This window comes from Arthrobacter cryoconiti, from assembly GCF_020905375.1.
In the GTDB taxonomy this organism is placed as follows: Bacteria; Actinomycetota; Actinomycetes; order Actinomycetales; family Micrococcaceae; genus Specibacter; species Specibacter cryoconiti.
This window is the reverse complement of the sequence record NZ_JAJJBU010000016.1, coordinates 1-25,806: the sequence shown is the minus strand read 5'-3', so window position 1 is coordinate 25,806 and position 25,806 is coordinate 1. Positions and strand designations below refer to the sequence as shown.

The 25,806-nt window shown below is 57.3% G+C and carries 16 protein-coding genes; 5 read left to right on the top strand and 11 right to left on the bottom strand.

Features of this window, described 5'->3' with window-relative positions; all coding sequences use genetic code 11:
• Nucleotides 1–254: 254 nt before the first annotated feature.
• The 5 genes from LOH53_RS08920 to glf all read right to left on the bottom strand — a co-directional run bounded on the left by LOH53_RS08920 (nt 255) and on the right by glf (nt 8,360).
• Complete coding sequence (locus tag LOH53_RS08920; RefSeq protein WP_230067396.1) at nt 255–3,521, bottom strand: glycoside hydrolase family 78 protein; 3,267 nt, start codon at nt 3,519–3,521, stop codon at nt 255–257.
• A 3-nt stretch (nt 3,522–3,524) separates the two neighbouring features.
• The gene (locus tag LOH53_RS08915; protein ID WP_376991554.1) at nt 3,525–4,202 is read right to left on the bottom strand and encodes an ABC transporter ATP-binding protein; all 678 of its coding nucleotides are present in this window, start codon (nt 4,200–4,202) and stop codon (nt 3,525–3,527) included.
• A gap of 88 nt (nt 4,203–4,290) precedes the next feature.
• Nucleotides 4,291–5,160, bottom strand: coding sequence for an ABC transporter permease (locus LOH53_RS08910; RefSeq protein ID WP_230067394.1), 870 nt, complete (start codon nt 5,158–5,160; stop codon nt 4,291–4,293).
• Nucleotides 5,161–7,179: a glycosyltransferase gene (locus tag LOH53_RS08905; RefSeq protein WP_230067393.1), complete on the bottom strand. Its 2,019-nt coding sequence runs from the start codon at nt 7,177–7,179 to the stop codon at nt 5,161–5,163.
• A complete protein-coding gene (gene glf, locus LOH53_RS08900) occupies nt 7,176–8,360 on the bottom strand; it encodes a UDP-galactopyranose mutase (RefSeq protein ID WP_230067392.1) in 1,185 nt (394 codons plus the stop codon). Before glf ends, LOH53_RS08905 begins: the two co-directional genes overlap by 4 nt.
• 566 nt (nt 8,361–8,926) lie before the next feature.
• Here glf and LOH53_RS08895 point away from each other — a divergent pair.
• Nucleotides 8,927–12,964 carry an FHA domain-containing protein gene (locus LOH53_RS08895; protein ID WP_230067391.1) on the top strand — a complete coding sequence of 1,346 codons (4,038 nt, stop codon included), beginning with the start codon at nt 8,927–8,929 and terminating at the stop codon, nt 12,962–12,964.
• A gap of 122 nt (nt 12,965–13,086) precedes the next feature.
• Here the strand turns inward: LOH53_RS08895 and LOH53_RS08890 are convergent, their stop codons facing one another.
• Nucleotides 13,087–13,581 (bottom strand): hypothetical protein, encoded by a 495-nt coding sequence (locus LOH53_RS08890; RefSeq protein WP_230067390.1) that lies wholly within the window; start codon nt 13,579–13,581, stop codon nt 13,087–13,089.
• Nucleotides 13,582–13,823: 242 nt separating this feature from the next.
• On the opposite strand from LOH53_RS08890, the gene LOH53_RS08885 reads away from it, so the two are divergent.
• Entirely contained in the window at nt 13,824–14,072 is a 249-nt protein-coding gene (locus tag LOH53_RS08885) for a WhiB family transcriptional regulator (RefSeq protein WP_038469266.1), read from the top strand.
• Nucleotides 14,073–14,135: 63 nt separating this feature from the next.
• On the opposite strand, the gene LOH53_RS08880 is transcribed toward LOH53_RS08885, so the two are convergent.
• The 4 genes from LOH53_RS08880 to LOH53_RS08865 form a co-directional block, all read right to left on the bottom strand.
• On the bottom strand, nt 14,136–15,611 hold the full coding sequence (locus LOH53_RS08880; protein ID WP_230067389.1) for a sensor histidine kinase: 1,476 nt from the start codon (nt 15,609–15,611) through the stop codon (nt 14,136–14,138).
• 75 nt (nt 15,612–15,686) lie between these two features.
• Nucleotides 15,687–20,567, bottom strand: a complete 4,881-nt coding sequence (locus LOH53_RS08875) for an NAD-glutamate dehydrogenase (RefSeq protein WP_230067388.1) — start codon at nt 20,565–20,567, stop codon at nt 15,687–15,689.
• Between the two features lie 58 nt (nt 20,568–20,625).
• Nucleotides 20,626–22,278 (bottom strand): AAA family ATPase, encoded by a 1,653-nt coding sequence (locus LOH53_RS08870; protein ID WP_230067387.1) that lies wholly within the window; start codon nt 22,276–22,278, stop codon nt 20,626–20,628.
• Nucleotides 22,275–22,910 carry a hypothetical protein gene (locus LOH53_RS08865; protein WP_230067386.1) on the bottom strand — a complete coding sequence of 212 codons (636 nt, stop codon included), beginning with the start codon at nt 22,908–22,910 and terminating at the stop codon, nt 22,275–22,277. The genes LOH53_RS08870 and LOH53_RS08865 overlap by 4 nt, the downstream gene beginning before the upstream one ends.
• A gap of 232 nt (nt 22,911–23,142) precedes the next feature.
• Here LOH53_RS08865 and LOH53_RS08860 point away from each other — a divergent pair, with 232 nt between their 5' ends.
• Nucleotides 23,143–23,415: a helix-turn-helix domain-containing protein gene (locus tag LOH53_RS08860; RefSeq protein WP_230067385.1), complete on the top strand. Its 273-nt coding sequence runs from the start codon at nt 23,143–23,145 to the stop codon at nt 23,413–23,415.
• Nucleotides 23,416–23,444: 29 nt separating this feature from the next.
• Here LOH53_RS08860 and LOH53_RS08855 read toward each other — a convergent pair whose 3' ends face one another.
• Nucleotides 23,445–24,005, bottom strand: coding sequence for a hypothetical protein (locus tag LOH53_RS08855; RefSeq protein ID WP_230067384.1), 561 nt, complete (start codon nt 24,003–24,005; stop codon nt 23,445–23,447).
• A gap of 171 nt (nt 24,006–24,176) precedes the next feature.
• Here LOH53_RS08855 and LOH53_RS08850 point away from each other — a divergent pair, with 171 nt between their 5' ends.
• Together LOH53_RS08850 and LOH53_RS08845 are read left to right on the top strand one after the other, a co-directional pair.
• Complete coding sequence (locus tag LOH53_RS08850; RefSeq protein WP_230067383.1) at nt 24,177–25,091, top strand: LysM peptidoglycan-binding domain-containing protein; 915 nt, start codon at nt 24,177–24,179, stop codon at nt 25,089–25,091.
• Nucleotides 25,092–25,167: 76 nt separating this feature from the next.
• A complete protein-coding gene (locus LOH53_RS08845) occupies nt 25,168–25,785 on the top strand; it encodes an Rv3235 family protein (protein ID WP_230067382.1) in 618 nt (205 codons plus the stop codon).
• Nucleotides 25,786–25,806 lie beyond the last annotated feature (21 nt).

Genomic DNA, 25,806 nt, shown 5'->3' with positions numbered 1-25,806 from the left:
CATCTTTCTCAAAAAAGACAGCGGCATCAAATCCGGGACGGTTCATTCCTAGAATCCGGCGGGTTCAGACCGAAATTACACTCTCTATTCTGAAGAACCCATTAACGCATAACCGTGGTACTTCACTTTGACGAAACACACTAGACACCCCACCCCCTTCATCTGAGGCTCCCTATGGCGGCGAAAAGACCAACACCGCGCACAAAAATACCACTTCAAAGACCGAGGTCACACCTACGATCGGGATTGTAGTATTAGCCAGCGGCCACCGAGAAGCGGTAGTCGCCGGACCCTACGAGTATGACCGCGTCTCCCGCTTCCACATGGGCAGAGAGTACACCCTTAACTTTGAGCACCGAATGTCCTGATTCATTGACGCCTTCAAGAGTGTCTGAGGGTATGCGAATGGTAGCTTCGGTATTGGCAGGCACCGTGACGTTGAGTTCTAGGGTTCCTGCGGCAAGAGACCATGCACTCTTGATCGGTCCATAGGGACTGTCTACGGATGCGTTTGCATGCGTCAATCCCCCTCCAATATGTGGGGCGATCACAAATTCTTTAAACCCCGGCTTGGTTGCCTGAATACCGCCAATATTGGCATACATCCATTCACCAACTGACCCCGCCGCATAGTGGTTGAGGGAATTCATCATTGGGTCCTGAAAGGTTCCGTCGGGACGGATGCCGTCCCAGCGTTCCCACAACGTGGTCGCCCCTTTGCCGATCTCATAACCCCACGATGGGTAGCTTGTGGACGTCAGCAGCGAAAAACTGAGGTCCATATTGCCGGTTTGGCTTAGTGCTTTCAAAAGCCACGGGGTCCCCAAGAAGCCCGTGGAAAGGTGCCCACCACGAGCCTGAACGACGTCCTCCAGTTTTGTCCCGGCTAGTACTCGAAGATTTTCTGGCAGCAGCGACATCCCAATGGCCAATGCGTAACCGGTCTGGCTACCACCGAGTATACTCCCATCGCCGCGAACATAGTTGAAAATGAACGCGTTCTTTACTTCGCCTGCCAATTGAGAGAAATACTTGGCGTCTGCAGCGTTACCCAATCCCTGTGCCATTTCCGCCATAAGTCTTGCAGTGTATGCAAAGTACGCGGTACCCAATAGTCCAGGATCCGTTGGGTCATCAAGATTGAGCCAATCCCCATACGGCCCGCTGATGCGGATATGACCGGTACCAGATGTCTTGACTTGGAAATCCATGAATCGCTTCATGGCTTCATAGTTGTCCCGGACGACTGCAGTGTCACCAAAGTATTGCCATAGAGCATATGGAACGGTCACTATGGCATCGGACCATCCGGTGCCACCTTCGAAGCATGCACACGCCGAAGGGGCAGTGCCCGGCAAATCACCGTTGGGAAGTTGTGATTCCCGGGCGTCCTTTAACCACTTGGACAAGAAAGCCAATGTGTCTTGGTTGTAGCTTGCTGTTGCGGCAAAGACGCCAATATCCGCCGTCCATCCAAGACGTTCGTCACGAGCCGGCGTATCTGTCGGGATAGACAAGAAGTTCCCGCGCTGACTCCAAAGTATGTTGCTCTGAAGCTGGTTGAGCATTGGCGACGACGTGGAGAAAGTCCCGCGCAGCGGGAGGTCGCTTCCCAGCACTATCGCATGAACTGCATCCGCGGTTGGAGCGTCCGATACACCAGAAATTTCAATATATCTGAATCCGTGCGTTGTAAACCTTGGCTCGATTGTTGTTTTTCCGTCAACTGAAAAAATGTAGTCGTCCGTGGCAATGGCGCTACGGAGATTCGCCGTATACAGGCTTCCATCGGGCGAGATCGTTTCGCCATAACGGATTCGCAGCCTCTCTCCTTTCGTGCCAGTCGCCGTGATTGAGCCGACCCCTACGAGATTCTGCCCCATGTCATAGACCCAGACCCCGGGAGCTGTTTCCGTTCGGGATTGAGCCACTCGCTCGCCTGTCTTACGAACTGGAGGCTCCGTCTGAGGAATCATGGCTGCGTCAGAACCGGGGACCTTTCGGGCAGAATTCCAAGCGGAGTCGTCAAATTCCACACTGGTCCACCCCGGAGAATCTGCACTTGCATCAAACGTCTCACCCATGATGAGGTCGCCTTGAACCACTGGCCCTGGCTTGGTCTTCCAAGTCTGATCGGTACCTATTACTTGATGGCTTCCATCTGTGAACTCAATCCTCAACTGTCCAAGGAACGACGGCGACTCCCCATAGTGAGCCGTCCCGAGTGCAGCAATGTTGCCGCTGTACCACCCGTCCGCGATCATTGCACCCCAAGCGTTATGCCCTTGAGACAACAAGTCGGTGACGTCAAAACTCTGATATTTGATCCCCTTGTTGTAGTCAGTCCAGCCTGGTGCAAGCCATTCGTCACCAACTTTGCGGCCGTTGAGAGTTGTTTCATAGATACCTCTTGCCGCCGCGTAGAGTCGGGCAGAAGCCACTGACTTGTTGACTTCAAAGTCAGTTCGGAGCAGCGGCATTCCCGACAAGGAACGGTACAGGGCGTCGGTCGGAGCAAGTAAGACAAGTTTCCCTCCGTCGGAACGACCGCTGGTGAACGGGTTGGAGCGATCAGCAAAAGCGGTGTCCAACAGCGACTCTTCGCTGGCCGACGTGACTTTCACCGCGTAGATGGTGGCGTTCTGTTTCCCTTGGTCATTCGATGTTTGATAAAAGCCGACGTAGCCTTTTGTGAAGGTTTGGTCTTCCCTCCGATCGATCTCAATGCCGTCGAGCATGGTGACGATGACCGGACCCTTCAGCGACGTCGTCAAGGCGTGCCGTCCTTTGAGGAGACGTTCGGCGGAAATAACACTGGAAATGTCCTTCGAGCCCAGATCCGCAACGTTGCCATTGACCTTCACTTGAGGCCGAAAAATGGTCTTTCCGTCAATGATGCCAAGCTGCCAAAGATACCCTTCCTTCAGAGACGCGGCTCTTAAATAGACCCCAAGACCACCGGACTCGACGCTGAATTCGACGTTCGTTGTATAGTCTGCCCAGCGCTCCACAGCATCCGTGTGTTCGATGCCGCCGATCCACTGAGCTGGCCAGCTCTGAGCTGGATCCAGTTCAGTCTCAAACGATGCCGGCAGACTCACGGAAGAGTCCCCACCTAGACCACTCCACGTCCGGACCTGCCATAGGTACTTGGTAGCGGGCTTGAGTTTGGCGCCTTCGTATTGGATCCCCACTTGCTCTCGCGATCGTACGCGGCCAGAAGACCATAGCGGAGAATCGGCCAGTTCCGCCGTGGTCGTGGCCAGTTCAATTTCATAGGATTCCTGGATGGATCCCCGCTCACTCGTGAGATTTTGCCAGCTCATAGAAAAACTGTCCAGAGAAACACCCACCGGTGACTTCAAGGAATTGATTTGTAACCCAACGGTCTCCGCGTTGGGTGCCCGGTTGATGCCGAGATAGAAAATCGCCGCCGCCACCATGGCCACCGCCAATAACCCGGCAGTCCACGTTTTCCATAGAGTGGCCCGTCGCGCCGCAAGCGATGTTGTGGAATCCATTGGCTAATCTCCCTCAGAACGGGCGCGTAGTTCCTTCACGACGCAGTGTACATCGCTGTCCATGATGACCTTACCGTGTTCCAACAACACACCCCGTTCGCAGACGGTGGACACCAGATCCAGGTCGTGGCTGACCACAAAGAGCGTCTTGCCGGCAGCTGCCAGCTCCTTGATCTTCTTGATGCACTTGCGCTGGAACGGCTCGTCGCCCACGGCGAGGATTTCATCGATCAAGAAAACCTCAGGGTCGGTGTGGACGGCGATGGAGAAGGCGAGTTTTAGGTACATTCCGGAAGAGTAGAACTTGACCTCCGTGTCGATGAACTCACCAATTTCAGAGAACTCCACAATGGAATCGAACATCGTGTCGATCTGCTTCTCGGTCATGCCGAGGATAGCACCGTTGAGATAGACGTTGTCGCGGCCGCTGAGATCGTGGTGAAAGCCCGCCCCAACCTCGATAAGGCCAGCCACACGCCCTCGTGTACGCACGGTACCGCCATCGGGCTGGAGAACGCCGGAGATCAGCTTCAGCAGCGTCGATTTGCCAGATCCATTCAAGCCAAGCAGTGCCACCGTCTCCCCCTGAACAACATCCAGGGAAATGTCTTTGATCGCATCAAACTTTCGGGAAAGATCGCCTTTTCGCCCCGTGAGGAGCCATACGACTGATTCTTTCATGGACCTAGTATTGCGAAGTACAAAGGTTTTGCGTAGGTTACGGCAGGCGATGGCGACGTTGTCGGCGGCAGATGCAGAGACGGTCATGCTAAAGCTCCTGGGCAAAGTGGACGGCGAGACGGCGGAATACCAGTTGGCCAAAAAACAGAACTCCTAGGGAAACCAACAATGCAACTGGCAACCAAAGAGCAATAAGATCCGAGGGTAGTTCCACCATGCCAATCTGCTCTGACCCTAAGGTGGGATACCAAAATGCCCAATGGAAAATCTCGACAGCTACTGTCATCGGGTTGGCCTGGTAAAGGAAAAACCAAGAACCGAGGGCATCCCTGGCCATCGTCCAGGTGTAAAGTACCGGCGAAGCCCAGGTCACCACCATCAAAATCATGTCTACTATGTTCTCGGAGTCGCGGAAGTAAACGTTGATGGCACCAAAGAGCAGCCCCAGACCAGTACCAAGAATTGCCACAATAATGAACGCTGCAACGACTGCTAACAATTGGTACGCAGAAGGTTCCCACCCCACTAGTAGAGCGGCTCCCACCAAGATGACCACTTGGGGCATAAAATGTGCGGCTGACACCCAAATAGTGGAAACCGGAAAAAGTTCGCGGGGAAGATAGATCTTGCGAATCAAATCTCTATTTTCCACGATCGACCGGGTTGAATTACCCAATGATTCGGTAAAAAAATTAACCAGCACAATGCCGGAAAATAAATAGATGGCATAATTCGGTGTGGCTTTTTGCAGGTTGAGAAAGATACCGAGGGCAACAAAATAGATCATGAACTGCATCAGCGGTTTGACATAGGACCATAAGAGTCCCAGTACCGAGCCCCGGTAGCGAACTTTAATTTCCTTGCGCACCAACAATTTCAGCAGGAACCTGTTGGAATAGACGTCCAGTAATCCACGTCCGCTACCGGGGGTGGACAGCTCGTTACTTGAAGATTTCATCTACTGCTCATCTCTGGAGTGAGCATCAAATGTCTTCTTCCATGCCTCCATGGATGTTATCTCGGCGACCGCGGACCGGTAGCGCGTGGCGAGCCCGTCCCACTCTCTCACCAAACGAGCATGGAGTTGAGCAGATTCAACGAGCATGGAGCGCAGCAGTTTCGGGTCGCGGCGGTACCAGGACATGCCGGTACCTTCGGCGTTAGTCACCACTACAGAATCGTAGCGTGCTAGGCGGAACCAGCGGCTGTCCCGGTGTGCGAGCACACTCTGCGGGCGCACTGCAGCATCAGCATTGGGTGACTTGACAAGTTGCCGGGCGACTGTCTTCAACCCCCAAGTAACAAGGTCCTTCTTGCGAGGCATACCCACCGGTGTTCCACCCATTGGACCGCGGCCAAGGGTCGGGGTGGGGAAGTCATCCACGTTCTCCTGCAATTGAGCGTCAGCGTACTGCCCGCGCAATGCGTTGATCTCGGGCAGTTTGGTCGCAAGGACACCGTGGAGCTGCTCCGGGCCCTTGAATATGTCCTTGAGCGCTTCCAGCCGGCCGTGCTCGGTGAAGTATTGCATGGAGACTAGGTGCTTCACGTCTGCCTGCACCGATTCACGCAGCACCCGTCCACCCTTCGGGTACGGGCTGTAAATCAGGGTGGTGATGAGGCGGTTGCGTTCGTGGAAGTAAGACTGCCAGCCAACCATGTCGTCCTTATCCAGCCAGGAGACATGCCAAACGGCGGCCCCGGGAAGGGACACCGTGGCAAAGCCCGCCGCCCGCGCACGCAAGCCGTATTCGGCGTCGTCCCACTTGATAAACAGGGGAAGGGAGAGGCCAATCTCCTTGATTACGGCGGTGGGGATCATGCACATCCACCAGCCGTTGTAGTCAACATCGACGCGGCGGTGCAGCCAGGAGGTCTGCCGCAGGTTGGCGATGGAGAAGTCGTGGCGCATGTCCATGTCCGCATGCGGGATGGCCGGGACAATGCGGTGCGGGTCCACCACTTCGCCGAAAGTGTGCAGGACGCTGCGGTTGTGTAGGTCAAACATGTGCCCGCCCACAATGGTTGGTTTCTTGCAGCGATCGGCGAATGCCAGCATGCGCAGGATGGACTCGGGCTCAACTACGACATCGTCATCGAGCAGGAGTGCGTAGTCGCTGCCGTTTTCCACGGCCTCATACATGCCGCGGGCAAAGCCGCCGGAACCGCCCAGGTTGTCCTGGTCGATGATGCGCAGCTTGCCGCCCAGTGAGGCGCTAACCTCGGCGAAACCTTCCTCGTCGCGGACCTTTTTGGTGCCCTGGTCAACGATCAGGATTTCCTTGACGTTTTCCAGCGCCTCCGGATTCGCGGCCAGGATGCGGGCGTTGTTCAGGCAGTAGTCTGGCTTGTTCATGGTGGTGATTTCAAGCGTCACCTGCCCGTCGGTGTGGGCCTCGTCCAGCATGGTCCACTGGGCCTCAACCATGTTCATGCCGTCCTGGTCCGCCGCGAGGTCGAACCAGTACCAGCCGCCGTCGCCAAAGGGAGCCAGCGTCAGGTCAAAGACCGTGTTTGCCGCACCGTTGACGGTGGTGCTTTCCACGTGCTGTGCCGAACCGCGGGCGTTGGACTTGCTGACGGTGATGCTGCCGTGGCCCGTGGTGGTGACCTCCAGACGGACGGAACGCACATCCGTCCAGCGGCGCCAGTAGCTAGCTGGGAAGGCGTTGAAGTACGTGCCGAAGGAGACTTGCTCGCCAGCACGGACATTCATGGATTGGCGGGAAAGGATGTCGTCAAAGTGTGCCTTGGGGCCGCCGGAGCTGAACAGCTGGAGCTTGTCCTCGGGGAGTTTGGGGCTGCGCGCCAACTCGTCGTTTTCGCGCAACCTGATGCCGCTGGCGGAACCGGCGTCCACGTACAATGGAAGCGTGTCCACCTGGTCATCCGTGGGCAGGATGACGCGCTGGAGCGTGCGCCATTGCTCAGACTCGGCTGCCGCCGTCGTGCTTTCCAATTTGTCGGCTACGCTCACGCGTCAACTCCTCCGCTTTGCAGCTTTGCCCCGCCGGTGAAGTGCGGCTTGATCTTATTGTCAAACATGCTCAGGGCCGATCCGATCGCCATGTGCATGTCTAGGTACTTATAGGTGCCCAGTCGGCCGCCGAACAGCACGTCCGATTCCCCCCGCGCCAGGTCCCGGTAGGCCAGCAGCTTGCTGCGGTCATCGCTGGTGTTGACCGGATAGTACGGCTCATCGCCCTTTTCGGCAAAGCGCGAGAATTCGCGCATGATGACCGTCGCGTCCTTGGTGTAGCTGCGCTCCGGATGGAAGTGGCGGAACTCGTGTATACGAGTGTATTTCTGCTCTTCATCCGGATAGTTCATGACGGCGCAACCCTGGAAGTCTTCAATGGGCAGAACTTCCTGCTCCAGGTCAATGGTGCGCCAAGACAGATCGCCCTCGGCGTAATCAAAGTAACGGTCGACGGCACCTGTGTAGATGACCGGTACCTGGCCCAGGACCTGCTGGCGGCCAAATTCGCCGTCGTCGAAGAAGTCGGCATTCAGGACCACTTCAATGTTCTGGTGCTCCGCCATGCGCTCGATCCAGGCCGTGTAGCCGTCAACCGGCAGGCCCTCGTGGGTGTCGTTGAAGTAGCGGTTATCGTAGTTGTAGCGCACGGGCAGGCGAGAGATGATCGACGCCGGCAGGTCCTTGGGGTCCGTCTGCCACTGCTTGCCGGTGTAGTGCTTGATGAACGCCTCATAGAGGGGGCGCCCAATGAGCTGAATACCCTTGTCATTCAGGTTTGCCGGATCGGTACCAGCTAATTCGCCCGCTTGCTCCTGGATCAGTGCGCGCGCCTCAGCAGGGCCCATGGCCGAGCGAAAGAACTGGTTGATCGTGCCCAAGTTAATGGGCATCTGGTAGACCTCGCCCTTGTGGGCGGTGTAGACCTTGTGCTGGTAATTGGTGAATTTTGTGAATCGGTTCACATATTCCCATACACGCTCATTAGAGGTGTGGAAGAGGTGGGCTCCATAGCGGTGCACCTCGATGCCGGTCTGCGCCTCGTTCTCGCTGTAAGCATTCCCGCCAATGTGGTGGCGGCGGTCTAAGACGGCGACCTTCAGGCCCAGCTCGGTGGCGGCGCGTTCAGCAATGGTCAGGCCAAAGAAACCCGAACCGACGACAACGAGGTCAGCGTTCACAAACTCTCCTGTTTACAGATTAACGGGCACGGCTGTGCCACGTCTACCTGTCTAGGTTACCCGAACGTTATTCAATCCTCGCCTTCGCCTGCTATGAATCAGCGCACGTCGTCGGACTTTTAATCCACTGCCGTAACGATCAAGGCAAGTGGTTCTTCCTCCACAGGCCATTCTCTGCACGTGCTTGCTAACAAAGTCCAACGCCGACGCCCGGGAGCATATGCCGCACCATAAACTCAGTAGACCTCAGAGGTTCTAGGGCATGGTTCAGTATGGAAGAAGACAGATGCAGCTGGAAATTACGGCGGTAGGTGGCCAACAAGCAGCTTCTTTTCCGCCAATGGAAATGAGCCTAGACCTACCCGAACCAGAACTAGATCCTGGCGATCTCCTAGACGGGCAACTGGTCTGCGATGCTCTAGCCCAGTGGTGGCCAGAATCGACGTTTACCGTCTCAGGACAAAATGTGCACGAGTTGCGCGCAGGTGTCCCCCCCCCTTATTGACGGAGCGGTTGTCATAGTAGAACCACACATAGCAGGGCAGGCCCAGCAGGGTTTATCCTCCATGCCCGCTTCGGGATCAGCATCTCACCCGAGCGCTCCTGCCATGATGATGGTCAAGTCTGGACCCGGTGCTGGTGCCATTTTTCCTCTCACCCGGGGAAACTACCGAATTGGCCGCGGTCACTGCCAGATATCAATTGCCGATCCCTCATTGTCCCGGTACCACGGGGTGCTGACTGTAGGCCAAGACGCCATGACACTGGCCCCAGCCCCAGAAAGCTCGGGCTTCACTCTCAGACGCGACTGGGTACACTTGCCGACCGCGAGCGCCCGGCCCATCAAGGGTCCCACTAACTTGCACGTTGGGGATCTGGTGGAGTGTGGGATGAGCACCTTTGCCATTGTTTTGGCGATGCCGTCCGATTCAAGAGCATTACCTGGGCAGGCATCCCCTTCGATGCCCCCACTGATTTTAGGCCTTGGGGGCTTAAAGCCCATTGTGCTGACAGATAAAGCAGGCTTTTCCCGTGGTCGGTGGGCCATGGTCGCCGCCGGTCTGCTGCCTTTACTGCTCGGAGTTGTGTTCGCGTGGCTGACAGGTTCGCTCATGTTCTTAGCTTTTGCTGGCATGGGTGCGGTAACCGTGCTGCTGCCCTTGCTGGGTGGAGTAGGACGACGACGTGCCTTCTCCGCTTCGCTGACTGCCGCCACCGAAGCCGATGCGTTCAGGCGGACAGCTGCGTTTCCCGATGCTGGCTCACTCATGGCCGCCGCCCAGCGGACTGCCGTGGTTCGGGATCGTCTGGCGGTCATGAACTCCTCGGGTGACCTGGGCCGCCCATTGACGGGGAACACTCCGGTGTCTTTTCCAACTGATTCCGGCCCGCCCATCGGCCCGACACCCAGGAACATCGCTCTTCGTCTGGGGACAGCCGAGCAACCAGCCCAGGTGACACTTGGTGCCATCGGTTCTGGATTTATTCCTCCGCTCATTCCTCACATGCCTTTCACCGTGCCAGTGATTGCGGGACGAACAGTAATTTGCGGGGCTGCTCACTCCCTGCGCCAACTCTTGCACTTTGTCTTGATGCAGCTGGACACGGCCAACGTCCCGGTCGTCATCTGGGGGGCCGTGGACGAGCTCCCTTTATCTGCCCGGTTCTTAGCCAATACCGTGCTAGCCGTTTCAGCAGAGGAAGCTGGCCGCTGCGTCGATTCACTGCGTCCATTGAGATCCCGCACGTGGGGAGAAGCCTCACCGTTGTCGAAAGCAGCTGATCCTCTGCCTCGCTGTGTGGTTGTGTGTCTGAATGCAACTGGATCGTTGTCTGATTCAGTGTTTCCTGATGTGCCCTGCCTCCATTTTTCCTCCGGTTCAGTAGAGAATGACGTCGCGACAGTGACGCTTGACGGCCACAGCAATCCCCCTATTGGCACTGCTTATGGGCTGACTTTTGTGCCCGACGGCGTCCCAGCCGTTCTTTTCGAGCGCTACGCCAGGTGCCGGGCAACTCCGAATGACATACCGAAACAATGCCAGCCTTTGCTTGCAGGCAGTATTCCCCCTCCGCATCTGCGGACGGTCACCTCCATCACCGAGCAATGGAAGGCTCATGCCAACGGCCCGTTGGTGCGTGTCCCCGTGGGAGTTTCCCCAACAGGTAAGGAGTACTTTGACTTTTCCCATGACGGTCCCCATTTGCTGGTGGGTGGCACCACCGGATCGGGCAAGTCCGAATTCCTGCGCACCTTGGTTGGGAGTCTTGCCGTGGCGCACTCCCCTCAGGACGTGGAATTTATCTTCATAGATTTTAAGGGCGGGGCAGGTTTGGGTGCCCTCTCTAGACTTCCGCACACCACATCATTGATTACGGATCTGGACGGTCATGGAATGGGACGGACGCTCGCCTCATTGCGTGCGGAGATCCGGATCCGGGAATCGGCACTGGACCAGGCCGGGGCAAGCGACATCAACGCCTACCGGGCACTCAGAAGTCCTGGCCCGACGTCGACACTGACGCCGACAGAGATTCCCAACGTCGGCCTTAGCCCGGGGCGTGACTCAGAGCCTGCTAGCAGCCTTGCCATCATGGCTCATTTGGTCCTCGTCATCGACGAGTTCCGGGTACTGACTGATCAACACCCTGATGTCATGGCAGAGCTCATGCGTATTGCCGCTGTCGGAAGATCCTTAGGTATCCACCTAGTCATGGCAACTCAACGCCCCCAAGGAGCGATTAATGCTGACATCCGCGCCAATGTCACCACCTCGGTGTGCCTTCGTGTGCAAACGAGCATCGAGTCTCATGACATCCTCGGATCCGGCATCGCCGCCAGCATCAGCGTCAACACTCCCGGGCGCGCGTTCATTAGCCGCGCTGGAACGAAAGCAACGCAATTTCACTGTGCCACTTTGCGACTTCCCACAGCTGGCCTCGCAACGCCGCCCACAGCCCTCTCCGCGACAGATAGGCTGACACGGATGGCGGGCCTAAGTAGTTCGGGTACTTCGCCAAGTTCGATGAGCGCTGACTCCACAGCATTGTCGCAGGAGAGCGACATTATTGCTGTGACGCACTTGTTAGTCGGTGCTTGGGCGTTGATGCAGCCAACCCGTGCAGCACCAACGGTCATTGCCGCCCAACTGCCGAATTCTCTGGAGCTAACTACAAACCATTTCAAGCATCAAGTGCAGACCAGCGCAGATGCCGTGAACATGCCGTTGATAGATCTTGGCCTGATGGACATCCCGGAACGGCAGTCCCTCGAGCCACTTTTATGGTCTCCCGATAAACACTCCCATCTCGCATGTGTGGGAGCCGTCAACGAGACCTCTCACGCCGTTGCCATGACGCTAGTCCAGCTTCTACAGGCAATCGCGAACGCTGCGGTGCCACCAGCTTTCCTTTACGTTCTGGACGGTGACGGTTCGCTCCATGAATGCCACCATAAACCCTTTGTGGGCGGCTATGTGGGGCCAGATAACCTGCGCACAGCAGCAAGACTGGTGTGGCGGCTCACTGAAGTGGCCAAGTCTTCCCCCACGCGTCTGATGGTTTTCTTGACGGACTTCTCCCATTGGGTATCTGCCTTCCGATCAAGTCCTTGGGCCTGGGCCGAAGACATGATCACAGATCTAGTCCGCCATCACAGTCGTTCTCTGACGGTCGTTATTGGTGGTGGACGGGAACTTCTTTCGGCAGCGTTCATCGCAGCAATTCCGAACCGGCTCTTTATTGGCCACGGCTCCACGCGTGAATCCATGCTCCTCTGGCCACCAATGCCCGCTTATGCAGCAGTGGCGGGCCGGGCAGTTGTTTTTGGGGCTATCAATGCTGCTGTCAGCAACGGCCCAGCAGAAATTGCCCATGTGGCCCAGCTACGGAAGCTGGAGTCCCCGCAGCCCACTGCGGTCCCTGTTCACGGCCGACGCTCCGGAGCACTCATTGTGGAGCAGCAAAAATCGGCAGAGGGACGCCTGCTCTTTGCAACCGTCGCCCCTCCCCTATCAGTGCGTCCGCTACCTGAGCATCTGACCCTCAAGCAGGCTCGTTGTTTCCTAGAGGAAAACATTGCCCGTGAAGTTTCCCCGTCATCGGGACGCACTGTCATTATTCTGGGGATCGGCGGTGACGGCACCACCCCTATTACCGTCACAATACCCCCGGGTACAGTCCTCCCGGTGGTGGGCGGTCCAGGGACCGGAAAGTCAACGTTCCTCATGAGCATTCGCGCTATCAATGAACCATTTTTTGCACATCCCGAAGACACGCAGGTGTGGTGGATGGACGATGCTGACTCGCGCAGTGACGCAGAGCTGACTGCCATCACTAAGGCCCTATCAACAGGCGCCGTGGCAGTTGTCGCATTTCCCCACCATCTTCCCTCGCTGGCCCGCTATCCCTTTGAATGGGGGCTGCGCTGCCCTGATCGCGGAATCGTCCTGTCTCCATCTCAACCGCAAGACGGGGAAATGTTTGGGGTTCGCTTGGACACTCAAGGACGGGAACCTCCGGGCAGGGCTGTACTCCTTGATCGCGGGAGACGGGAATGGTTTCAGTTTCCCGCCTCCGACTCATCGGGGCCTCGGACAGGATAGGCGCCCACATCATCGCTAGGAACTGCCCGCTCTGGAAAACAGCGAGTCCGACTCGGCCCAACCCTGATCGCCAACCCTGATCGCCAGCAAGGTCTCGCCAATAATGCTAGCTCTGGCCCGCTCTAGAGTACTGTCGTTTCGCCGCCAGTTCGCAGCGAAAATGCAACCACGGTGGGAGTGAACAAATAGTAAACAGCAACTAACGCAGGCAATAGCAGCACCAGCCCTATCAAGGTTGCCCCGCTCAGGAGAGCAGGAACGGCTAGAGCAACCATCAGCAACTGCCAGACGAACGTCGCTGACCTAGTCCATCGGAAACCCTTGTACGCGTTAACCGCGACGGCTGCCAAGCCGGCCGCCACGGCGAAGGTTAGCACTATCAAAAATACTGTGCTCGCTATGGACACCGATTCCTGGGTAAACGCGCCGATGCAAAACCACACACCAGCTGCGGCCAATCCCAAGGCCTCAAGTGCCACTACCACGGCGATGAGGACCACCCCTAAGGGTCTGCGTGTCGTGAGTCCGTCCGTTTCCGCTCGTCCAAGTGCGCCCGGGTTGGCATTGCCCGGTACTGACTCCGGCTGTTCTGAGGGGTTCACGGAAGGTGTTGGCACATGTGTACTTTACCGGATACTCGCTAACGGCAGCTATGAACGGCCAGGAACAGCTCACGGGTTGTGACGTATCGCTCAGAGCTTCAGCTCAAAATGCGACGCCAAACCCCTTGTTTACCAAGAGTTAACATGACACGCTTAACCCAATGACCTAAAGGGGCCTCGCAGGCCCCTTTCTTATGTGGCCAAACGTGAAATTTTTCACAAAGAGCCAACCGTTCAAAAAGGAGTGAGTGATCAGCATGGACTGGCGTAGTCGCGCAGCCTGCCTCGACAAGGATCCTGAGCTGTTCTTTCCCGTGGGGAACACAGGTCCGGCTTTGTTGCAGATTGAGGAAGCAAAGAGCGTGTGCCGTCGTTGCCCAGTCATCGACACTTGTTTGAAGTGGGCTATTGAATCCGGCCAGGATGCCGGAGTATGGGGTGGCTTGAGCGAGGATGAACGACGCGCCATGAAGCGTCGTGCGGCCCGCGCCCGCCGCGCCAGCTAGGCAACCAGCTTCACAGTTTTCCAAAGAGCAGCCCGGGACTTAAACGTCCCGGGCTGCTCTTTTCTAGTGCCGGCTAATAAGCGCCATATCCAGCAGCACAGCAGTGCCTCCACCATCGCGCTTCTGCCACTCAATGGTGCCGCCAAGTTCACTTGTCACCAGAGTGCGGACAATTTGTAGGCCCAGCCCTTCAGCGATCTGGCCCTGCGGCAGGCCTACACCGTCATCAGCGATCGTCACGGCCAGAGCGTCGTCGCCAGCGTCGTTCTTGTAGCGCCTGGCGCTAAGGGATACAGTTCCCTCGCGGTCCTCCAACCCATGTTCGACGGCATTGGTCACCAACTCGTTGATCACCAGCGCCAAGGGTGTCGCAAAATCACTGGGCAATTCTCCAAAAACACCTTCACGCTCCGTGTGAACCTTCTGCGATGGTGACGCCACTTCAGCCGATAAGCGAAACTGCCGGTCAATCAATTCATCAAAGTCAACGCTTTGGGCCAGCCCCTGCGACAGGGTTTCGTGAACCAACGCGATAGTGGAGACGCGGCGCATTGCCTGTTCAAGACCCTGTTTACCTTCCTCGCTGTGCATCCGGCGTGACTGCATGCGCAAGAGTGCCGCAACGGTCTGCAAATTGTTTTTTACGCGGTGGTGAATTTCGCGGATGGTGGCATCTTTAGTAACGAGCTCCTGTTCACGGCGTCGCAACTCGGAGACGTCTCGGCACAATACAAGAGCTCCAAAACGTTCGGTGGCGTCCCGCAGAGGAATAGCGCGCAAGGACAGACTGACCCCGCGCGATTCAATTTCTGTACGCCATGGCATCCGCCCGGTCACCACGAGCGGCAGAGTCTCATCCACCATGCGCCGGTCCTTCAAAAGCCCTGTGGTAACTTCGGCGAGCGAGCGTCCCTCCAACGATTCCCCGTCGCCCAGCCGACGGAAGGCTGAAACTCCGTTGGGACTGGCGTATTGGACGATTCCGTCTACGTCAAGACGCAGCACACCGTCTCCCACCCGCGGCGCGCCACGCCGGGAACCCGTAGGTGAGGCAAAGTCCGGCCACAGCCCCAAGGTCCCCATTTTGAGAAGGTCGTAAGCGCACTGGCGGTAGGTAAGCTCCAGCCGCGACGGCATCCGCGAGCTGGATAAGTCCATATGAGTCGTGATGACGGCTAGGGTGCGCCCGTTGCGGACCATGGGGATGGCTTCCACCCGCATCGCCAGATCAGCGTTCCAAATGTTAGTTTCACCAGAGCGTTCAATGTTCTGGCTGCGCCATGCCAAGCTAACCAGCGGTTCCAGCTCCGGCCCCACAGCTTCACCGACAAAGTCGGTGTGAAACATGGTGTGGCTGGTAGACGGGCGCACATGTGCCAGCGCCACATATCCTTTTTCAGGGTGGGGGAACCATAAGGCCAGATCTGCAAAAGCCAAGTCAGCAATCAGCTGCCAATCCCCCACCAGAAGGTGCAGCCATTCAGCGTCCCCTGGCCTAAAATCTGCGCCGTTTCGTATCATGTCGGCAAAGATGGCCACCTGGGGCTCCTCATGTGTTGGTTGGCAATGCCCGGCCTCGACTAAAAGCCGGGGCCGGGCATAACCGTCAAAATACTAGCTCCGAACGATTGAACGCAGGAGCCTCAATGCTACCGACAAAGACGCCATGTCGTCTTGTTCTAGCTCGTTAACCTCAGCGAACATCTTGGTCGCCCGGGCCAACTGCTCTCGGTTCTGAGCTTCCCAACCCTCGACCCGCGAAAGGGTTGGAGCACCATGTTCGGTGCTCTGCATGACATTTCGTGTCATGTCCGCCGTCGTTGCGTACAGATCGTCCCGCAATGCCGCACGGGCAAGAGCCTGCCAACGGTCGTTGCGCGGCAGTGCCGTGATCCGTTCCAGCAGAGCATCCACCCCATAGCGGTTGTAGAGCGCGTAATACACGCTGGCCACGTCCTCCACAGGTTCGGCCAAGCCGGCGCTGACCTTGGCCACATCTAGTAGCGGGTACGTTTCGAAAAGTTCCGCCCACTGCCATCCCAGCTCATCGGGCATATTGACTGCCTTGGCACGGTCATACCAGGACTGCACCCGAACTACGTCCTCACCTTGGAAGAAGTCGCCCATGTGCGCTCCCAGAGAGGAAACCACCGGCTTGAACTGGCCCACAACTTCAGCAATCGTGCGCTGCCCCAGCCCTTCATTGACGAGCCAGCGCAGCGCGCGATCCAGCAGTCGTCGCATATCCAGCTGAACTGTGCACCACTGTTCCGTAGGGAACGACGGCGGCAGCTCGCGCAACGCCAACGTCATAGAGTCAAAATCGTAGATCTCATGCAGAGCCACAAATGCCTTGGCAATGACGGCTTCGTCAGCTGAGGACTCCTCCATGGCCCGGAAGGCAAAGGTGATGCCACCAAGATTCACAATGTCGTTAGCGACCACAGTGGCGATAATTTCCCGACGGAGCGGATGAGTGTCCAATTCCGCGTCAAAACGCTCGGCCACTTGTACCGGGAAGTACCGGCGCAACGTCGACTTGAACCACGGGTCATCCGCCAGATCGCTGGCAGTCAAGGCCGTGGCCAATTCCATCTTGGCGTAAGCGGCGAGCACAGCAAGTTCTGGTGAGGTCAGTCCCTGGCCCCCTTGGAGACGTTCGCGCAGTTCATCGTTGCTAGGAAGCGCTTCGATCCCGCGGTCAAGATCACCATGTTCTTCGAGCCAGTCCATGAACCGCTCATAACTGGGGCTCCATTCCACGACGCGTTGACGGTCGTTGAGCAGCAGAACGTTTTGGTCAACGTTGTCCGCAAGGACCAGCTGACCAATCTGATCTGTCATGGACATCAGGAACTCTGCACGCTCTTCGGGTGCCAACTTGCCAGCTGCCACCATTCGATCAACAAAGATCTTGATGTTCACTTCATGATCGGAGCAATCCACTCCGGCCGAGTTATCAATGGCGTCCGTATTGAGGATGACACCGTGAAGGGCTGCTTCAACACGACCGTGCTGGGTCATGCCCAGGTTCCCGCCTTCGCCAATCACCTTCACTCTAAGATCCTTGCCATCGACCCGGATGGCGTCGTTGGTCTTATCGCCAACCTCGGCGTTCATCTCAGTGCTGGCCTTGATGTAGGTACCGATCCCCCCGTTGTAGAGCAGGTCCGTAGGTGCAAGGAGGACTGCCCGCAAAAGCTCAGGGGGGCTCAACTTGACGGTTCCGGCCGGTAGGCCAAGAACCGTACGGACCTGTTCGGAAATCGGAATCGATTTCAGGGAGCGGGAATATACGCCACCCCCCTCACTGATCAGTTCCTTGTTATAGTCCTGCCACGAGGAGCGCGGGAGATCATAGAGCCGTTGACGCTCATCGAAGGCCGCGCCTGCATCCGGTGCCGGGTCAAGGAAGATGTCTCTGTGGTCAAAGGCCGCCACCAGATGCACATGTCTGGTTCGCAAGAGACCGTTCCCAAAGACGTCTCCGGACATGTCCCCGATCCCCACAGCGGTGAACTCCTCCGCCTGAGTGTCGACGTCGAACTCGCTAAAGTGACGCTTGACGGACTCCCACGCACCACGGGCGGTAATGCCCATGGACTTGTGGTCGTAGCCCACCGAACCGCCGGATGCGAAGGCATCCCCCAGCCAGAAGCCGTACTCTGCGGAGATGGCGTTGGCGGTGTCAGAGAAGGACGCCGTGCCCTTGTCGGCCGCAACCACCAGGTACGTATCGTCGCTGTCGTGACGAACTACGTTTTCCGGGGCAACGACTACTTCCCCATCCTCAGTGGCGAGCAGGTTGTCAGTGACGTCCAACATGCCACGGATGAAGGTCTTATAACTTTCCTTGCCCTCTGTAATCCATGCACCACGGTCAACGGCCGGGTTCGGAAGCTGCTTGGCAAAAAAACCACCCTTGGCGCCGGTCGGGACGATCACAGCGTTCTTGACCGTCTGCGCTTTGACCAGACCCAGTACCTCGGTACGGAAATCTTCCCTGCGGTCCGACCAACGCAACCCGCCGCGGGCGACCTTTCCGAAACGGAGGTGCACGCCTTCAACGCGTGGCGAGTACACCCAGATTTCATACATCGGACGGGGGAATGGCAACCCGTTGATCTGGGACGGGTCAAGCTTGACGCTGAGGAAGTCGCGGCCGCGATAATAATTTGTGCGCAAGGTGGCATCAACCAAATTCGCGATGGTACGCAGCACCCTATCCGCGTCGAGAGTCGGGACGTTTTCCAGCGCTTCGTTCAGACGTTCGTGAACTTCCGCGGTGCGCTCGCCACGCGTCTCATCCTCTCGCGTGGGATCGAAACGGGTTTCAAAAAGTTCCACCAAAGCGCGTGTGACGGCCACGTTCTCCAGCAAGGTATCAGCGATGAAACCATAAGAATTGGTGTTCCCCATCTGGCGCAGATACTTCGCATAAGCACGCAGAATCACAATCTGGCGCCAGTCCATGTCTTCACGTAAAACGAGACGATCAAAAAGATCGGATTCGCTAGCACCAGTAGTGGCGGCTCCGAACGCGGAGGTCAGCAAATCAGCGGTGGCGAGAGGATCTACGTTCGCCGGGTATTTTAGGCCCAAGTCGTAGAGGAAAAAATCGCGTCGATCAGCGGTCTCGATCTCGAAAGGACGCTCGTCAATGACTTCGATGCCCAGGTTGTGGAAGAACGGCAAAATCTGACTCAAACTTTGCGGATGCGCCATGTACAACTTCACGCGGGCGTCACCAGCTTGAGAATCCACGGCACCTTCTGGCAGATAAACATCCATGCCAGGAGCACACTTTTCCGGGCCAGCCCCGGATTCGATAACCTGCTTGTACTTAGTGTCGAAGGCTTCAAAGCGTTTGATGTCCTTCAGGGCATCTTCCACTTCAAAGTCCACCCGGTAACTGGCCGGGAACGCTTCCGCCCACTTCGCACCAAGCCCCGCTGCTGTCTCCAGCGGCTGGGTGTCCCGGAGCACTTGAGTGATTCCTTCTGGCCACGACCGGGCAGCCATCACCAAACGTTGCTCTAGCTCGGCAGTTTGTAGATCTGCCGGAACAAAAAATTCCTTGGGCAATCTGATGCGGAAAAACAGGCGGGCCAGCACGGATTCACTCATGCGGGCTTCAAAATCGATGGAAACGGCGTTGAAGGTGCGCGTAAGTTCTTGTTCAATGCGGCGGCGCACGGCGGTGGTGTAACGGTCACGGGGAATATAGACAAGTGCCGACATGAATCGACCGTAGATGTCCGGGCGCAAAAACAATCTAGTGCGACGGCGCTCGGCCAGACGCAGGATTCCGGTGGCGGTTTCAATCAGGTCCGCAGTTTCCATTTGGAAAAGCTCATCGCGGGGGTAGGTTTCCAACACGGCGAACAAGTCCTTGCCGGAGTGCGAGTCTGGTGGGAAGCCAAAGTGGCGCAGAACGGCGTCGACCTTTTCACGCACGACAGGGATATTACGCACGGACCCGGTATACACGGCGGAGGCGAACAAGCCGATGAAGCGCTGCTCACCGTTGACATTGCCTTGGGAATCAAATGATTTGATACCGATGTAATCCAAATACGAGGCACGGTGCACCGTGGATCGCGAATTTGCCTTGGTGATGACCAGAACCCGCTTTTCACGGGCTTTGCGCTGTCCGGTGGTTGTTAGATGCTGGACCGTGGGATGGGTCGAACCGTCCCGTAGCAGCCCCAACCCACTTCCTTCCCGGTGGACCAAGACGTCTTCACCGTCCTGCTTGAGGAGATCGTATTCGCGATATCCCAGGAAGGTGAAATTCCCGGCGTCCATCCAGTGGAGCAAGTCCTCAGCTTCGCGGAGATCGGTCAAGGATTCGCCAGCTAATTCCGTGGCCAGTACCTCGGCCCGGCTCAGCGCCTTCTCTCGCATGGCTGGCCAGTCCTCGACTGCAGCGCGGACGTTGGCCAAAATTTTCACGAGGCCATCAACGAGGTTTGCCTTTTCATCCTCGGAGGTCTTGTCCAGTTCCACGGCAATCCAAGACTCCAGATGCGAGGCGTTATCACCCTCGGCAATCAGATGGGCCACACTCGGCATGGTGGATGTGTCGCCGCTGGCAACACCGGCATGAGAGGGAACCTTATGGATTCCGACAAGCGCATTGTTTGTGCGATCCCGAGAAACCACAAACATGGGGTGGGTGACGAGTCGAATAGCCAAATTCTGATGCACCAGTTCGGCGCTGACGGAATCCACCAAGAACGGCATGTCGTCAGTGACGATGTAGAGCATGCTCGCATCCGGCTCATCTACTACATCCACTTTCACCGTTCCCGGCGCACGCTCTGCAGCCAGCGAACGGTGCATCAGGGCTCGTGCATCGAGAACAGCCGAGTTGTACTCGCCTGCGTCTTCCTCGGATAAATGCACGTAATAGTCGGTGATGAACTGCCGATCACTGGCGTTCAACCGTGCAGCAACCTGCACAGGCTCAGTGGTGGGTGAGTTGGACGACATGAATCTAACGCCTCCGTCAAATAAGAAAAGACCGCTTCTTTGCGGCCTCTCATTGAGCTTATCCCGTATTTACGGGGCTCGCTGTGGCTTTTGCACCAGCAGTTGCTCGTTTTCTTTGGACTTGTGCACAAGCTATCTGGACAAAGGCATGACGCAAGGCCGAGTCAGGTGCGACCTCTAATAAAAGTCGCCCCTCCCGTACAGCCCGCTCTGTTGTATCGGCATCCCATGGCAGGAAATAATTGATGGGGTATGTCGGGCCAAACCGTTCCCAGGCCTGTTCAAGGGCTCTTAAAGGGGCCGTCCCAATAGCCGCCTTACGGACCTTGTTCAGGACCACCTCTACGCTGGCTTCACTGTTGGCAAAGTGAGACTCGCCTAGCTCATTGAGTCCCCGGATTAATCGCGGTAACGAGATGGCGTCTGCGCCGCCGACAGCATAAATGCGCTCCGCATGGGCCATAACGCTTAGAGCGGCAGCGTTGCGACGGGGTGCCAGTGTGTCGTAGCTGAGCTCTTCATCGTTTTCGAAACAAAACCCACAATCAACCACCACCGTATCCACCAAAAGCAGGGCGGTCTTCAGGACGCGCTCCACGGCGGCAGACCTTAACTCCGGCCATCGCTCAGAGCGTGTGAGCCCAGTCAACAAAGCGAAATGGCCGCCGGAGAAGACAACTTCGGCACAGATCTTGGCCAGCTCACTGCTACCTAGCGTTCCCTGATCGGCGATCCTGCACGCTTGGGCGAATGAAGCTGATTCTTCCAACAGTCCAAGCATGGCGGCAGTACTGGAACCGTAGGTATCTGCGTCAATCACCATGACGCTTCGGCCCAAGACAGCCAGTTCGGCGGCTAAGTTCAACGCGAAAGTAGTGCGCCCAGGCGAGCCGATAGGCCCCCAAACGGCAATGGTCGCGGGGACGATAGGGCTACTGTTCCGAGGACTATTTCGCGAATCAGCATTCGATCCGGGAACCAACTCAACCCCCGTATTTGCCAGGTGGCGTGAAAACCGGGACGACCATCGCGAGAGGAATTTTGGCATTGAAACACCATGATGGTCGCTTCCAGAGCCCGTAGATACGCTAGAACTTCCTCTTTTAGTCAGCGCTGCTCCCCCTGCGCTTTCCATTGCAACACCGGACCCGTGGTTGCTTGCAACGCTGGCCTCACGACTCTCAGGTGCTGGTGCTGGGTCCGGATTCTTATCCGATTCCCCATCGCCAGCAGTATTTTTCTGGGATCCGACGCCGCTCCCCGCAACGTGGTTCCCCCTAGCATGGGCCCGCTCGGCATCCTGCGACTCGGATTGCGCGAGCTTCTGCGACGGCACTGCAAAACCCGTGGAGACCGAAAACTCGCTGGCGGCCATCGCCGCCGTCGCCGCAGAAGCGATGGTCTCCGGCGTCAAAACGCCCACCACCGCAATCACGCCGATGCCTTGCAACCGGTTGGCTTCAGTGAGATCGCCCGCTACCGCCACTACTCCCACACCAACGGCAGTTAATCGGTCTACAAGGGTCGCAGTCAGCTCATGGGCACCATCAGCCACGAGCGCCACCTTAGCCAGACCGCTTTGACATACTGCCAACACTTGAGCCAATTCCGCGCATCGCCGAACCACCACGACATCGCCATGCCCGCGTTCTAATTCATTGACAATCCCGGCTGAAGTGTCCCCCACAGTCACCACGGTGATGGGTCTCATTTGGAACCGCCGGGATTCCACACCACTGATACCTTCGCTTTGTTAGCTACGGCACCGAGAAACTTGGGCATCTGGCTGTCCGTCACCAAAACCATCAGTTGAGTGCCCTTGCCTCCGCCCAGAGACGTTGACGATTCGCTCAAGGCCGCGACCTCAGCACCGGGAAGCAGCAGAATTGGTTCCTTGAATCCATTGTGTTCGTCAGGCAACGCCACCCAAACGTCCACGTGCGTACCGACAGCAACTTCTTTCGGTAAAGGCTCAGCCACGGTCACTGGTGCGGGCTTGCGATCCAGGGCATCGGCACCACCAATGCTGGAGGCGGGAACTAGCTCTCCTTTGGGTACCATCCGCACGGTAACGGCGTTTGGTGCAATAGCCGCCCCTGCCCGAAGGTACTTTTCGTCGGCGTCGCCCAAACGAACCTGTACGACGTCGAAGGAGCTAACATCGATGCTCTGACCGACAACCAGAGCGTCTGCAGCAACATACACCGGTACGCTCTTATCTGCCCCGCCAACCAAGGCGACAACGGACGTCACAGAGGCAAGCACTAGCAAGATTCCAATAAAGAGCCGCGGATCCTTCCACGATGGCTTGCCCAGTCGCGGCGCCGGAGGCCTCCGATCCATGTCCATGGTCCCCCATCCGAGTCCCCCGTGCAGTCGTGCTTTTGCGCACTGCGCATGTGACTTCCATTCTTACTGCGGAAACCGTTGCGGAGATAGTCCCTGGCTCCAATTGGCCTCAAATTTGTGGATAACTATCGCGCTTCTACCAACTAGGACACCGCTTACGAACGTAAAGAAGATCAATCAGTAGATAACAAGAACAAACATGCACAAATAAGGGGATAATGAGTACATGCCTAGATTCCTCACTCTTGCCGACGTGGCCGAACTGCTCCAGATCTCTGCCGCGGCTTGTTACCAACTGGTACACAGCGGAGAACTTCCCGCGTTCCAAATTGGCGGAAGGGGCCAGTGGCGGATCGAAGAAGCCAAATTCAATCAGTTCATCGAAGACCGCCATGCGGCCGCTAGGGCCATGCTTTCCTCCGAAAAGTCCGCTGGGAAGACGTCTCTGCCCACTGTTGACACTGCGCCAGCGCCGACAGTGCAAACAACTGCCAAATAGCAAGGACGAGCTCGAGCTCCTTTAGCGAGCTAACGACTATTTTCCCCTCTGGAACTCACGGACAAAACCGCCTCCAGTGGAACAATGATGCTGCCTTGTTGATTGTCCCTCCCACGGCCCACGCCATCAGCAAGCTGCATTAGAAGAAAAAAGTCGGCTCCAACCTGGTCTAAAACTCCGCGCATGCTTTGGGGCGCCGTGGCATCGAGCTCAAGCACTACCACTGCCCTGTCCCTTGCCAACAAGCGCAACACCGAGGCCAAACTAAGATTCATGTGGCCGCGCTCGGGAACCCGCGCAAAGCCCAGACCCGAAACCTTCAGTAGCTTGGAGATGGGAAGCACCACCGATTGATTCGCTTCCTCGAGTAACAGCCACTGCGCCGCAACCCTTTGCAGACAGCCCCGGTGAACTATGCCGTTGCGCAGTACTGCGGCGACTTCCTGCCCCAGCGCGCCCCGCAGGGCATCAGCAAGTGTGGTTTGTGATTCCTCCACTCGCGCCAACTCGTTGACTTTGCATTCGAGGTCCTGTTGTTCCGCCGCGTGCAATTGCGCATCGAGGTCTCCAAAAAGTGCATCCCATCGCATGCCGCCACGCTAGTCACCGACCGTTCTTCGCGTCAACCCTCACCTTTCATCCACATCACCACAATCCATACTAGACAAGCAGCAACTAATGAGTTCAAAATGGCTAATATATTATTATTCGATGTCAAAATAGATCAAACGTTATCAAAACGCTAGTCAGGAGACGACGACATGAAGAAGCAAATCGGCGCGGACGTTGCTATGACGGCAACCATCCTCTGTTTAGGTGCTTCCATGCTCTTTGCCGGACGTTCGCTGTTGCGGCTACGCCTAAGCGGTGCGAACGCCAACAACCCTTTCTCCCTCGAAGAGCTCATAGGCGCCTTGGCAGCTGGGCTGGGGATCGCCGTGGCCCTATGGTGGCTGCTTGCCCTAGCCTGTGCTGTCATCTCCGGCGTAGCGCAGGTACGCGGGCGGACCCGGCTCGCGTCAACCACGGCGCCGTGGTCACCAGCATTTATGCGTCGTTTGGTCGCTGCGGTACTCGGTCTGAACCTGCTCGTTGCTCCACTGGCGGTCGCGTCTCCAACTTTTTCTGGACCCATCGATCCACAGTGGCATCCAACCGTTGCAACTGCCCCTGATTTCGTCTCCCTGACCGCTGACATTGGGAACCTTCCACCTCAGGACCTCACAGCTGGAGTTGCCCCGGATATAAATGTTCCAGCCCCGGATATCAACCCACTGTGGACCCCTCAAGCCCCCACTGTGGACCCCGGGTTCCTGGTCCGCCCCGAAACACGCCCTTCCCCGGCAGCAGCGCCGACCCCTCTTACCCAATCCCTACCTCCGCACAATCAAGGTCAGGCATCTCGCCCCGGTGGCGGCAAGATCGGCGGCCCTGGGAGCGCCGGCAGCGAAGGCATCGGCTCTGCGAACGATGGCAGCAGTGACGGCGAAGAAGCGATCGTGGTCAAAAGAGGAGATACCTTGTGGTCAATTGCTGCGGCAGCACTGGGGCCATTTGCCACCGACGTCGAAGTGGCTCAGGCCTGGCCGCAGTGGTATCGCACTAACCGTTTCGTTATTGGGGCCGATCCCAATGTCATCCTGCCTGGCCAAGTTCTGCACGCACCCTTCGGGTGAAACGCCAGCATCAAGAAGCCACGGCATTGCGGTAACCAGACTTCGCAACGCGAAGATCCGTTCAAAGGAAAACAACATGACCATCATGGCTGTACCCGAAACCACTTCCCCGCCAGCTCGTTTGGTGCGCCGTCCGGCTCCGGAGCCATCCGCTACCGGAACCACCAACTTTGAGGGAACAGTGGTACGCATGCCCACGCGCCCGGTAGCCCAGCTGGCACAAGCAGCTCAGGAAGCCGCTGCTTCCATTCCACACGGCTCGTCTGCTGTCTCTGCCGGAAACGGGTCATCCCCCGTGTCACTGGACACAACGACGACCGAACGCGCGTTAGTCATTGAGATGACCCGGAAAATTTCTTTGGCGGTCCTGGAAGTGCTCAACGGAGCACGCTCGGTTGCGCAGCTTTCACGCTGGCTCAATCCTTTATGTTTGAGCGCTCTGGCAACAAGAGCACGTTTACACGCACAAGCTTGCCAACACCGGGCCCGGCACATGAGCCAGGCTGAAGCTGCTGGCGCCATCACCACACTTCACCCCCATCCGGTCGTCCACTCCATTCACAGCTTCCCAGTCAGCCCGGGCATCTACGAGACCTCCGTGGTGGTGGCGGAGCGGACACGTTTCCGCGCAATGGCGCTTCGGCTCGAGGAGTCTCATGGCGTCTGGAAAGTGACGGCGCTTCGGATTGGTTGATGACGCACGAACACACTTTCA

Bases quoted from the DNA above. Each gene is read 5' to 3' on its own strand.
- LOH53_RS08920 (WP_230067396.1), bottom strand. From the start codon at position 3,521: ATGGATTCCACAACATCGCTTGCGGCGCGACGGGCCACTCTATGGAAA.
- LOH53_RS08915 (WP_376991554.1), bottom strand. From the start codon at position 4,202: ATGAAAGAATCAGTCGTATGGCTCCTCACGGGGCGAAAAGGCGATCTT.
- LOH53_RS08910 (WP_230067394.1), bottom strand. From the start codon at position 5,160: ATGAAATCTTCAAGTAACGAGCTGTCCACCCCCGGTAGCGGACGTGGA.
- LOH53_RS08895 (WP_230067391.1), top strand. From the start codon at position 8,927: ATGCCCGCTTCGGGATCAGCATCTCACCCGAGCGCTCCTGCCATGATG.
- LOH53_RS08885 (WP_038469266.1), top strand. From the start codon at position 13,824: ATGGACTGGCGTAGTCGCGCAGCCTGCCTCGACAAGGATCCTGAGCTG.
- LOH53_RS08875 (WP_230067388.1), bottom strand. From the start codon at position 20,567: ATGTCGTCCAACTCACCCACCACTGAGCCTGTGCAGGTTGCTGCACGG.
- LOH53_RS08870 (WP_230067387.1), bottom strand. From the start codon at position 22,278: ATGAGACCCATCACCGTGGTGACTGTGGGGGACACTTCAGCCGGGATT.
- LOH53_RS08865 (WP_230067386.1), bottom strand. From the start codon at position 22,910: ATGGATCGGAGGCCTCCGGCGCCGCGACTGGGCAAGCCATCGTGGAAG.
- LOH53_RS08860 (WP_230067385.1), top strand. From the start codon at position 23,143: ATGCCTAGATTCCTCACTCTTGCCGACGTGGCCGAACTGCTCCAGATC.
- LOH53_RS08855 (WP_230067384.1), bottom strand. From the start codon at position 24,005: ATGCGATGGGATGCACTTTTTGGAGACCTCGATGCGCAATTGCACGCG.
- LOH53_RS08850 (WP_230067383.1), top strand. From the start codon at position 24,177: ATGAAGAAGCAAATCGGCGCGGACGTTGCTATGACGGCAACCATCCTC.
- LOH53_RS08845 (WP_230067382.1), top strand. From the start codon at position 25,168: ATGACCATCATGGCTGTACCCGAAACCACTTCCCCGCCAGCTCGTTTG.